General features: G+C 40.6%; 12 protein-coding genes. 11 read left to right on the forward strand and 1 reads right to left on the reverse strand.

From position 1 onward, the window contains the following. The 11 genes from J2S74_RS22540 to J2S74_RS22590 form a co-directional block, all read left to right on the forward strand. Positions 1-732, forward strand: a 732-nt coding sequence (locus J2S74_RS22540) for an IS4 family transposase (RefSeq protein ID WP_307330460.1), incomplete at its 5' end; no start/stop codon positions are given. A gap of 174 nt (positions 733-906) precedes the next feature. Further along, positions 907-1497: a hypothetical protein gene (locus tag J2S74_RS22545; RefSeq protein ID WP_307330463.1), complete on the forward strand. Its 591-nt coding sequence runs from the start codon at positions 907-909 to the stop codon at positions 1495-1497. Positions 1498-1943: 446 nt separating this feature from the next. After that, entirely contained in the window at positions 1944-2321 is a 378-nt protein-coding gene (locus J2S74_RS22550) for a response regulator (protein ID WP_307330465.1), read from the forward strand. A 248-nt stretch (positions 2322-2569) separates the two neighbouring features. Continuing rightward, a complete protein-coding gene (locus J2S74_RS22555; RefSeq protein WP_307330468.1) occupies positions 2570-3433 on the forward strand; it encodes a class II fructose-bisphosphate aldolase in 864 nt (287 codons plus the stop codon). Positions 3434-3664: 231 nt separating this feature from the next. Beyond that, on the forward strand, positions 3665-4312 hold the full coding sequence (gene fsa, locus J2S74_RS22560) for a fructose-6-phosphate aldolase (RefSeq protein WP_307330666.1): 648 nt from the start codon (positions 3665-3667) through the stop codon (positions 4310-4312). A gap of 191 nt (positions 4313-4503) precedes the next feature. Continuing rightward, positions 4504-5790, forward strand: a complete 1287-nt coding sequence (murA, locus tag J2S74_RS22565; protein ID WP_307330471.1) for a UDP-N-acetylglucosamine 1-carboxyvinyltransferase — start codon at positions 4504-4506, stop codon at positions 5788-5790. Between the two features lie 239 nt (positions 5791-6029). Beyond that, the gene (gene glpX / locus J2S74_RS22570; protein ID WP_307330473.1) at positions 6030-6995 is read left to right on the forward strand and encodes a class II fructose-bisphosphatase; all 966 of its coding nucleotides are present in this window, start codon (positions 6030-6032) and stop codon (positions 6993-6995) included. A gap of 644 nt (positions 6996-7639) precedes the next feature. Next, positions 7640-8914: a transcription termination factor Rho gene (rho, locus tag J2S74_RS22575; RefSeq protein ID WP_307330476.1), complete on the forward strand. Its 1275-nt coding sequence runs from the start codon at positions 7640-7642 to the stop codon at positions 8912-8914. A 270-nt stretch (positions 8915-9184) separates the two neighbouring features. Further along, a complete protein-coding gene (locus J2S74_RS22580; protein ID WP_307330478.1) occupies positions 9185-9430 on the forward strand; it encodes a type B 50S ribosomal protein L31 in 246 nt (81 codons plus the stop codon). 288 nt (positions 9431-9718) lie between these two features. Then, positions 9719-10333 carry a thymidine kinase gene (locus tag J2S74_RS22585; protein WP_307330667.1) on the forward strand — a complete coding sequence of 205 codons (615 nt, stop codon included), beginning with the start codon at positions 9719-9721 and terminating at the stop codon, positions 10331-10333. A gap of 195 nt (positions 10334-10528) precedes the next feature. After that, positions 10529-11029, forward strand: coding sequence for a hypothetical protein (locus tag J2S74_RS22590; RefSeq protein ID WP_307330479.1), 501 nt, complete (start codon positions 10529-10531; stop codon positions 11027-11029). A gap of 195 nt (positions 11030-11224) precedes the next feature. Here J2S74_RS22590 and J2S74_RS22595 read toward each other — a convergent pair whose 3' ends face one another. After that, positions 11225-12562, reverse strand: coding sequence for an FAD-dependent oxidoreductase (locus J2S74_RS22595; protein ID WP_307330480.1), 1338 nt, complete (start codon positions 12560-12562; stop codon positions 11225-11227). Between the last annotated feature and the right edge of the window lie 3 nt (positions 12563-12565).

The following is a 12565-nucleotide window of genomic DNA, read 5'->3' on the forward strand; positions in this document are numbered from 1 at the left end:
CCCTTAAACTTGACCAATTATAAATGGGCTAAATTTCGTAAAACGAAAGCTGGTGTAAAGCTACATCTACGACTTGTTTTCATGGATAAAGATACTGTTTATCCTGAAAAAGCTGTTATAACCACTGCGAAAGAACATGATCGAAACCAACTTGAAGTCCTCATAGACGATAAGGATGCCATGTATGTCTTTGACCGTGGGTATGTTGATTACGAGCGTTTTGATCGCATGACTGATGATGGATATTTCTTTGTATCTAGACTGAAGAAAAACGCAGTCATACGTGAAATTGAATCCTTCTCACTTCCTGAAGATAGTACTGTTCTATCCGATAAAATGGTCTATATAGGTACTACTCAAAAAAGAGCAGAAAATATCTTTCGTCTCTTAGAAGTGATTGATACGAAGGGAAATATCCTACGATTAATCACTAACCGATTTGATTTAAGCGCAGAAGAAATAAGTGAAATTTATCGATCACGTTGGGCTATCGAGTTGTTTTTTAAATGGTTAAAACAGCATGTAGAAATCAAGCATTTTTACGGAATGAGTGAAACAGCACTTCAAAATCAGGTGTACTTAGCACTCATTGTTTATTGCTTGAATGTCTTGATACAACTTGAAACGAAAAGTAAAAAGTCGTTACTGCGGATTACACGTTGGCTGAAAGCTTCGCTATGGAAACCAGCTTATAAATGGTTACGAAGGTTCGAAGAACCATCCAGTTCTTAGATAGATTTAACTGTCGTTGTCGTCCTTGTTTCTAAATGTATAATTTTCCCAAATGGACAGAATCACCTTTTTCTTTAGGCTTTGTCTTTTTGGCTCAAATTAAAGAAAAAATATTTACTGAATTTTTAGACTATATTAATGCAATGCTAGTGGTATGAAATAGAGAAAAATAGAGTGTTAAATTCAATTATTGCCCCCATGTTTGAAGTAGAAGCTGTGGAAGGAGAGGACGATGAATTAGAAGAAGACACAACAATGAATCCTGTGGAAAAATACAATGTATTTGCTGACTTTGAGCTGTATCATACTTATGGTTTAGCGGAAGAGCGTATGTTCTACCACAGCATAGCAACAGGATATGTGTTAGGGTCAGGTCACTTAGGGCATGCAGTGGGACATTTTGATTTATTTGAAATCAATGAAGCAGGTGATGAAGTTACGCTAATAAGAAAAATGAATGAAGATACGCATTATGATGCTGTTCAAGAAGTTAGAGGAACAGATGATTGGGAAGAAAAAATCATTCAATATATGTTGGAAAGTGTGGAAGCGGTAGAGGAATTGTTTTTTAAATATACAGAGGGGGTAGAAGAAACAGAAATATCCTTTGACGGCCAAACCTTCACTGTCTACCCTGTGGAAATGGACGGGAGAATCCATTATTTCAAAGAAGGTGAAGGATTATGGATGAAGTATTACAATGATCAAGCAACCATCGAATTCCATGGTGAAGCCCAACAGGCAACCAGAATTTTAAATAGGTAAATCACAGTTAAACGAACACGGGTCTTCTACAAGATGTTGTTTTTGTTAGAATATAATATTGCTTGGATACGCTGCAGGCCCCGCTTGTGGGCAACGGCGTAATGTCACCGTAGCCGCCGTCTTCCGCTTCTCCAAGCTTTTCAAAAAACAACAAAGTAGTGCTACGATGAGGATACCCGTGTTTTTTTTGTTTATTGTTCCTTCACAAAATAATACTGAAAAATTACCAAAAAAACCTAACACAAAATAAAAAATTTTACGACAAAAATTTTACTTCTCTTAACATACTACATGGTAGAGTAAACGTGTGGTTAACGACAATTCAACGGACATTATTTGACAAATGTCGTAAAATTTATTTTTATGTCATTTTAAAGGATTATTTACAAATTTAGCGAATTCTTATTTAATAAGAGTATAGTGAAGTGAAGTGGAGGGAAATCAAGGTGAAGAAGAAATTATTAATCGTAGATGACCAATTCGGAATTCGAGTGCTTCTTAATGAGGTATTTGAAAAGGATGGTTATGAAACATTGCAAGCTTCTAATGGGAAACAAGCCCTCAAACTAGTAACGGAGGAGCATCCTGATTTAATTTTACTAGATATGAAAATACCTGGAATGGATGGGTTAGAAATCCTTAGAGAAATTAAGAAAATGGATAACGTCACCTCTGATGTCATTATGATGACAGCGTATGGGGAACTTGAAATGATTAATGAAGCGATGCAACTGGGAGCGCTTACTCATTTTGCGAAGCCATTTGACATTGATGAAGTTAGGGAAGAGGTAAAAAATTACTTAGCTGCTAAACAAGGGAAATAATAATACATATTTGTGAAAATAAGTACAATTTTTTTAAAATTCACATGAAAAACATTTTTCTTATGCTATAATATCTTTTGAGTCAACCCTTAGAATGGTTTTGGCTGTGATCCAGTGAGGTTCATGGCTTTTTTGTTTACAAGAGGATAAATTGTCTTATTTTAGCAAATATTATCACTGTTGTTATAGGAAACTGAATCATTCTTAGGAAGAAAAACGAGCACGTGAATCAAAGGAGGATTATACGAATGCCTTTAGTATCAATGAAAGAAATGCTTGAAGAAGCAAAAGCAGGCGGCTATGCAGTAGGTCAATTTAACTTAAACAACTTAGAGTTTACACAAGCAATCCTACAAGCTGCAGAAGAAGAGCAATCTCCAGTTATCCTTGGGGTATCTGAAGGTGCTGCACGTTATATGGGAGGATTCTACACAGTAGTTAATATCGTAGAAGCTTTAATGGCGGATTATGGAGTAACTGTTCCTGTTGCTATTCACCTAGACCACGGTTCAAGCTTTGAGAAATGTGTAGAAGCGATGTATGCTGGCTTTACTTCCGTAATGATTGATGGATCCCACTACCCGTTAGAGGAAAACATCGCCCTTACAAAAAAAGTAGTAGACGTTGCACATACACTTGGAGTTTCCGTAGAGGCTGAATTAGGCCGAATTGGTGGACAAGAGGATGATCTAGTTGTTGAGGAAGCTGATGCAATGTATGCAATCCCAGCTGAATGTGATCAGCTAGTTCGTGAAACTGGTGTAGACTGCTTTGCACCTGCTTTAGGATCTGTACACGGACCTTACAAAGGGGAGCCAAACTTAGGGTTTGACCGTATGGAAGAGATCGGAAGAACTACTGGTGTACCATTAGTACTACATGGAGGAACTGGAATTCCAACTCACGATATCCAAAAAGCGATTTCCCTTGGAACTGCAAAGATTAATGTAAACACAGAAAATCAAATTGCTTCTGCGAAAGCAGTTCGTGAAGTACTTGCTGAAAAGCCAGACATGTACGACCCACGTAAATACTTAGGACCAGCTCGTGACGCTATTAAAGAAACAGTTATTGGCAAAATGAGAGAGTTCGGTTCATCAAATAAAGCATAATTAACATAAAAGTTGGCGGTACCCCTTAAATGAGGTGCTGCCCAACTTTCCTTTTTTGTCACCATTCGTCAAAATTTTCCGAAAACCGCAAACGTTTACTAAAGGCCCTCGGATTATGGAGAAAAGTATAAAGTTTTGGAATAGTATAAATCGGTGATTAAAAAAGTAAGTGGGTTACTAGCGAAAGAAGAAGTAATTATCCAAATTAACATATACGAGGTGTTTTCACTTATGAAGTTTTTCATTGATACTGCAAATTTAGATGAAATCAAAGAAGCGCATGAATTAGGTATTCTCTCCGGAGTGACGACAAACCCTTCCCTTGTGGCAAAAGAGGGTGTTAATTTTCAGGACAGACTGAAAGAGATTACCAGTGTTGTAACTTCTGGGTCTGTAAGTGCTGAGGTTATCGCGTTAGATGCGAAAGGAATGATCGAAGAGGGAAAAGAGCTCGCTTCCATCGCCCCAAACATTACCATTAAAGTACCGATGACCCTAGAGGGTTTAAAAGCAGTGAAAACTTTTAGCGACTTAAATATTTCAACAAATGTTACTTTAATTTTTTCAGCAAATCAAGCACTTCTAGCAGCAAGAGCAGGGGCAACGTATGTATCCCCATTTTTAGGAAGATTAGATGATATTGGACACAATGGATTAGAGCTAATTTCTCAAATTGCAGAGATATTCGAAGTACATGATATTTCTACGGAAATTATTGCTGCCTCTATCCGCCACCCGCAGCATGTGACGGAATCTGCAGCGAGAGGGGCTCATATTGGGACTGTTCCACTAAAGGTAATCAAACAGTTGGTGAGTCACCCGTTAACGGATGCGGGAATTGAAAAATTCCTTCAAGATTGGGACAAAACGAACCAATAAGGAACGAAAGATAACCCAAAAGGCAGTAAAATGCCTTTTGGGTATATACTAGTACCTGATTATAATTTCATGTCTAAAATAATTTTTCTCCGTATAAAATGGTAGATAGAAGGCATTTTATGTTACCATTTTATAGAGAGTAAAATGATAATATTTTATGTCAAACATGAATGACAGAAGGGAAGCTGGTTATGGAAAAACTATTGATCGAAGGCGGCCACCCGTTAGAAGGAACAGTACAAATAAGTGGAGCTAAGAACAGTGCTGTAGCACTTATTCCGGCAGCAATTTTAGCTGATTCTCCGGTAACGATCGATAATCTCCCGAATATTTCAGATGTGGAAACTTTAGCAGAGCTGTTAGAGGAAATTGGAGGTACAACGAATCTGGAGGACGATACACTCGTTATTCATCCAGAAAATATGTTTGCCATGCCACTTCCGAATGGCCGTGTAAAAAAACTTCGTGCCTCTTATTACATGATGGGTGCGATGCTTGGAAAATTCAAAAAAGCGGTTATAGGTCTCCCGGGAGGCTGTAATCTAGGCCCGAGACCAATAGATCAACATATAAAAGGATTTGAAGCCCTTGGTGCAAAGGTAACCAATGAACAGGGAGCTGTTTACTTACAAGCAGACGAGCTTGTTGGGGCAAGAATATACCTAGATGTAGTTAGTGTAGGAGCAACTATTAATATTATGCTTGCGGCAGTGAAAGCCAAAGGGAAGACAATCATTGAAAATGCAGCAAAGGAACCTGAAATTATTGACGTTGCCACCCTATTATCCAACATGGGAGCAAATATAAAAGGTGCAGGTACGAATGTCATCCGGATTACGGGTGTAGATGAGCTTCATGGCTGCAGACATTCCATTATTCCAGACAGGATTGAAACAGGTACCTTTATGATTTTAGGAGCAGCCATGGGCCAATCGGTTCTTGTGGACAATGTTATTCCAGACCACGTGGAATCCTTAACGGCAAAACTTAGGGAAATGGGCATCATGGTAGATGTGGCAGATGATCAAATATTAGTCCGCTCCAGTGAAAATTTAAAGTCAGTTGATGTGAAAACACTTGTGTATCCTGGTTTTCCAACGGATCTGCAACAGCCATTCACTAGCCTCCTAACCCAAGCGGATGGTGTGAGTATGGTAACAGATACTATTTACAATGCAAGATTTAAGCATATAGACGAACTCCGTAGAATGGGGGCTAACATTAAAGTAGAAGGCCGCTCAGCATTAGTTAATGGGGGTACTCCATTACAAGGGGCAAAAGTAAGGGCAAGTGACCTCCGTGCCGGAGCATCCCTCGTTGTTGCAGGCTTAATGGCAAATGGAGTAACAGAAATAACAGGAGTAGAGCATATTGACCGCGGTTACGGAGGATTAGAAAACAAGCTCAAAGGCTTAGGCGCAAAAATATGGCGAGAAGCCCTAACCGAAAAAGAACTCACAGAAATCAAAAACTCATAAATATAGACTATAGAGGTCTCCGTGCAAGTGAAATTTTGCACGATGGAGAATGAAAAGTGCTGGCAATGGCTGCACTCGCCGCACGGTATCTATGAGAAGACCACTCATAGATACCTTTGTGAAGATTGCGGCGGCTGCGCTCATTGCTTCGGTGGCACAAAAGATAAAGTGCGATCTTTTGTGCCACCTATTTTCAGGGTAGAAAACTTAAAAATATAAAGTACTGTGAGGGGAAACAGATGGAAAGAAGCTTATCCATGGAATTAGTACGAGTTACAGAAGCAGCTGCCCTAGCCTCCGCCCGTTGGATGGGAAGAGGGAACAAGGATGGAGCAGACAAAGCAGCAACGGAAGCAATGAGAGATGTATTCGACACTGTCCCAATGAAAGGCACCGTTGTCATTGGGGAAGGGGAAATGGACGAGGCCCCGATGCTTTATATTGGAGAAAAGCTAGGTAACGGTTACGGTCCAAGGGTAGATGTGGCCGTTGATCCGTTAGAAGGTACAAACATTGTTGCAAATGGGGAGTGGAATGCCTTGGCAGTCATCGCCATTGCAGACAATGGCAACCTCCTACACGCTCCTGACATGTACATGGACAAAATTGCAGTAGGACCAGAATCAGTTGGAAAAGTAGATATTGATGCCCCAGTTTTAGATAACTTGAAAGCCGTGGCAAGAGCGAAAAATAAAGACATTGATGATCTAGTTGTTGCTATCTTAAACCGGGAACGCCATCAAAAGTATATTAATGATATTCGCGATGCCGGTGCAAGAATCAAACTCATAAGGGATGGAGACGTTGCAGCAGCCATCAATACTGCCTTCGAAGACACTGGGGTAGACCTCCTCATCGGTTCCGGTGGTGCTCCAGAAGGTGTTTTAGCAGCAGTTGCATTAAAATGTTTAGGTGGCGAGCTTCAAGGGAAACTATTACCACAGAGTGAGGAAGAGCTTGCTAGATGCAAAAAGATGGGAATTGATGATGTGAGCCGAATCCTCCGAATGGAAGACTTAGTGAAGGGTGACGATGCTATCTTTGCAGCCACTGGAGTAACAGACGGTGAGCTTCTTAAAGGGGTACGCTACAAAGGAACTATCGGTACAACACAATCCCTTGTCATGCGTGCCAAGTCTGGTACGGTCCGCTTTATTGACGGAAAACATATGCTTACGAAAAAACCAGATCTAGTAATTCGCTAGTTAGGAGAATATAGTATGGCTATGATACAGGCTCAAACAGCTTTTTAAATAAACGTTTGTTTAAGTTCATATTAAGGGGGGAGAAATCTTTCCCCCAAACCCTCTTTCAAATCTGCTATAATAGAGTTAATATAATTGCTTACAGCACTTGAACTATAGAAAGTTTTATGCTTTGATTATATTGTAATCAAAAACTGTCTATCCTAGTAAAACAGTCTATTAGGGGCTGTTCAAAAAAGGGCGATCTCCGCTTGAGCATACTTTTAGCGATGACTGTAGCGGCTGCTTTTTTACATTCAGGCCAGGAGCGGGTTTCTTCTAGCTTGATGTGCACTGTGGTGCCATTACTATAAAATTTTGGCACATCTACTAGAGTAGATAGAAATAAAAGCCTATAACCTCTTGTAACTTCTCGAGACTTCTATCCCAAACCCTACAAAAATTAAAGGATCATTCAATATTACATGCAAAAAAAATTAACATAAAGGAACAATTATAATTTTTTTCCGCACGTATTTAAATGAAAACTGGACTTGCTCTTGTAAACGGTCAGTTTCACAGGAATGAACACATGGAAAACTTGAGGATGTGTTACATAGATACGACAACTTTTTAAAACAGAAGTAAAGGTGTGATTTATACTCATGGGAGTAACATTGAAAGAATTAGAGCAGATGAAGCTCAAGGAATTGTACGAAATGGCCAAGGAAGTAAAAGTGTCCTACTATAGCCAGCTTACAAAAAAGGAACTGATTTTTGCAATTATGAAGAAGCAAGCGGAACAAGAAGAGCTTATGTTTATGGAAGGTATTTTAGAAGTAGTGCCGACGGAAGGCTTCGGATTTCTCCGTTCTAACACGTATAAGCCAAGTTCCCAGGATATTTACATCTCCGCATCTCAAATCCGTCGATTTGATTTAAGAAACGGTGACACTGTATCTGGGAAAGTTAGAAAACCAAAGGAAAATGAACGTTATTATGGATTACTGCAGGTTGCTGCAGTTAATGGGGAAGATCCAGAAGCAGCTCGCCAACGCCCGCATTTCCCACAATTAACACCACTATATCCACAGAAAAAAATGACTCTGGAATCTGCACCACATTTAGTGGCATCACGAGTGATAGACATGATTTCTCCAATTGGGTTTGGACAACGTGGATTAATTGTTGCACCACCTAAAGCAGGTAAAACCCTTCTTTTACAAGAAGTCGCAAATAGTATTGCCGAAAATCACCCGGACATCGAGCTAATGGTACTTCTCATTGACGAGCGTCCAGAGGAAGTAACGGACATGGAACGTTCCATCAAAGGGGAAGTGGTTAGCTCCACCTTCGACGAGGTTCCTGAGAATCATATTAAGGTTGCAGAATTGGTGTTAGACCGGGCCATGCGTTTAGTAGAGGCGAAAAAGGATGTCGTTATCCTAATGGATTCGATCACTCGCCTTGCTCGCGCCTATAACTTAGTAGTTCCTCCAAGTGGACGAACTCTATCCGGTGGTATTGACCCAGCGAGTTTCCACCGCCCTAAGCGTTTCTTTGGTGCAGCCCGTAACATTGAAGAGGGCGGAAGCTTAACAATCCTTGCTACTGCCTTAGTGGATACTGGGTCACGTATGGATGACGTCATTTACGAGGAATTTAAAGGAACAGGTAACATGGAAATTCACCTTGATCGTAAGCTCTCTGAGCGCCGTATCTTCCCGGCAATTGATATTCGCCGATCCAGTACACGTCGCGAAGAGCTTTTATTACCGAAGGAGCAAATCGAGAACTTATGGGCAATCCGTAAAACGATGAACGATCAGCCAGAATTCCTAGAACGATTCCTGAAAAAAGTGAAAGATACGAAAACAAACGAAGAATTCTTCAATTCCTTCGAGCAAGAAAAAACAGGTAAATTAAGAGTTAGAAATTAGTAACGCAGAGGCAGACAGTAAAAGCGTTACTGAACAATATGATTGCGGTTATTTTATAAGAGGGCGTGTTAGTTAGTACTCACAATCTCTTTGTTTAGTTTTTTCTATATATTGGTATACATTAATTACGGCATTTAATCTAAAGCCTGTTGCAAATTGATCTTACACTTGATATAATTTCGTCATGTGTGAAATTGATGGGAGTAATCCTCACATCAACATTTGTAAACTCTGTTTCGAAAGACTCAGGGCGGAAGGAGATGAAAAAGAATGAAACCAGAAATCCATCCTAATCACCGTAAAGTTGTATTTAAGGATACAAGTACTGGATTTATGTTCTTAAGCGGATCAACAAAGCACTCTAGTGAAACAATCGAGTGGGAAGATGGAAACACTTATCCATTAATCAACGTCGAGGTATCCTCTGACTCTCACCCATTCTACACTGGACGTCAAAAGTTTGCCGATGCAGGCGGACGTGTGGAACGCTTCAAAAAGAAATACAACAGAAAGTAACAGTAATCAAACAGGTAAGCACCGCTTGCCTGTTTTTTTATCCCTAAAAATAAAAAATTTCCATTACCCAAAAAATCCGCACCGTTGTTAGGTTTCGCCCAACAAAAACAAAAAACAGCAAAATCTCCATTGTCCCCTTTGCGGAACATGACTATAATAAGAAGAGTACAATTACCGTTCGAGCCCCATCAAGCTGAACGGTTCCTTTATTTTATAGACCCAAAACATCGGAGAGTACATAAGCTACTTAAAACGATAGATAGAACAAAGAACAGGGAGAGTCGTCATATGCATTTAACCAGGAGAGAAGGCTGGCTGGAAGTAGTCTGCGGAAGTATGTTTTCAGGAAAGTCTGAGGAGCTTATCAGAAGAGTACGTCGAGCATATTACGGTCGACAAAAAGTACAAGTCTTTAAACCAGAAATCGATAACCGCTACAGCGAAAAAGAAGTGGTCTCACACAACGGCACAAAAGTATACGCCCAACCTATACGGGAAGCCGCAATTATATTAGACCTAATAGAAAAAGACACACAAGTCGTCGCTATCGATGAAGTACAATTTTTCGACCAAGCAGTAGTGGAAGTAGTCCAAGAACTAGCAGACCAAGGAATCCGCGTTATTGTAGCAGGCCTTGACCAAGACTTCCGAGGCGAACCATTCGGAACCGTCCCAGCCCTCATGGCCATGGCCGAAACAGTAACAAAGCTACAAGCAATCTGCATGTCCTGCGGCTCACCAGCAAGCCGCACCCAAAGGCTCATCAACGGTAAACCAGCATCCTACGATGACCCAATCATCCTCGTGGGTGCATCCGAATCCTATGAGCCTCGCTGCCGCCATTGCCATGAAGTACCAGGCAAGCCCAGCATGCACGTAAAACAAATCCAAACCACTTATTAAGAAAAAAGAGACCCCGCCATCTTTAGAGGGCGGAGGTTCAAATAAACACCAAATTAAAGGCCGATTGTTAAATCGGCTTTTTCCTTTGCCATAAAAACAGTACAGCGGCCCAATAAACCCAAACCCTCAAAATTTTTTTCACGAATTGTATTTGCATCCGTCATTTAGGAAAAGCTACCTCTAGGAGGTGTTTATATGAAGTATACCTTAGCTGGAATAGGTTTGCTTCTTCTTATAATTACAGGTTGCAATGACTTAGATACTCCTGAAGTCGGCGGCTTTGGTAACAATACAAACCCACAAACTGCACATGGACAAAAGGACTGGGGGGAAAGTCTATTTGGACCGGGTCCCGCAAACTACGGTGTGGCACAGCATAATCAGCAAGATCGAGTGGACAATTTTAGTGAGATAAATTCCACAGGTAAAAGCTATCGTTCACCACAAGCACCACACCCTACACATGCGGATGATCAGGAACGAATGGAGAATATCGTTTACGACTATCCCAATGTAGTCCCAGGCATGGTTGTCATAATGGGTGGTCAAGCTTGGGTTAATATTATGCACGAGGATCATCCTAATCCCGGAGTATCCCAAGAAGAAAATAATCGTCGCGTTCAAGAAATAGAGGAACGATTAATTCAAGCAAACCCAAGATACAACTATCGTGTCATCGTTAATGACTGGAGATAAAGCCTTAATGCCTTCTGTTAAAAGATCAGAAGGCATTTTTTATGCAAAAAAAGGGGTATTTTCAGGTAAGTTCTGCAGTTATGGAACAGGTAAGTGCAAAGAAAGGAGTGTTACCTGTCGCATGAAGTGTTTATAGAACAGGTAAGGTAGAGGGAGAAAGTGTTACCTGTCCTATAAAACTGTCCATAAAACAGACTAGTTATTCCCATATCTTCTTGCTGCCTGCTGAAGTGGATCCCATACTCCGTTAAAAGGAGGAGCATAGCTGAGATCGAGATTCTCCAAATCAGAAATTGTCATTTCATGGTACAAGGCTGTTGCTGCCACATCGATTCTCTTATCTACTCCCGATTTCCCAACTATTTGTGCCCCAAGAAACCGGTCCGTTTCCTTATTACGTAACAATTTAATGTACAGCTTTTCGCTATTAGGATAATATCCAGAATGGGTACGCCCAGTAAATTCCAATGATTCGTAAGGAATATGAAGTCCTTCTGCTTCCGCTTCACTAAGCCCTGTTCTACCTATGGTGAGATCAAAGAACTTCATAATGGAAGTCCCCACAATTCCCTGAAAAGTTTTAGGTAAACCAGCAATGTTACTTCCAGCTACTCTGCCTTGCTTGTTAGCGTGAGTTCCTAATGGGATATAATCATCCAGCTCCTTTATACGATGAAATTGGGTTGCACAGTCTCCGGCAGCATAAATATTTTCCACGTTCGTTTCCATATACGGATTGACAATGATTGCTCCTGATGTGTGAAGGTTCAGTCCGATATTTTTAACAAAGTCTGTATTAGGTTTTACTCCAATCGCAACGATGACCATATCACTTCGATACGTCCCTTTATCCGTTACAACGGTTTCTACCTTATTTTTTCCCGAAAAACCTTCCACAGACTCCCCAAGAATTACCTCAATCCCTCGGGCCTCCGCCTCATCATGAATTTGGTCACTAATCTCCTTGTCAAATACATTACCAAGGCTGTCAGCCATATCAATAATTCGAACTTTCCTCCCCAACCCCACCATATTTTCTGCTACTTCAAGGCCAATATAACCACCGCCAATAATTGTCACATTAAGGACATCCTCCTTCATATCCTTAATAATATGTTTTGCATCGGGAATTGTTTTAAGGACATGAATGCCATGAAGCTCCCCACCCTCCCATTTCGGAAAAATAGGAGCAGCTCCCGTTGCAATTAAGCATTTTTCATAAGGGATTTCAAATGATTTATCATTAATGAGATCCCATCCTTTAACAGTTCTCTCTTTTGGGTTTATTTCCCGAACCTCGTGAAAAATTCTTGCATCAATATCATACTCATCCTGAAAAGTCTCCCGTTTGCGGGCAATGAGTTTTTCAGAGCTGTCAATAACGCTCCCAATATAGTAGGGGAGGCCGCACTGGGCATAGGAATAATATTTTCCCTTTTCCAAAACGGTAATCTCCGCAACCTCACTGTTCCGAACAATTTGCATAGCAGCACTCATCCCGGCCGCATCACCGCCAATAATAACAACCCTCATCTC

The sequence above is a fragment of the Evansella vedderi genome, from assembly GCF_030813435.1.
Classification (GTDB): domain Bacteria; phylum Bacillota; class Bacilli; order Bacillales; family Salisediminibacteriaceae; genus Evansella; species Evansella vedderi.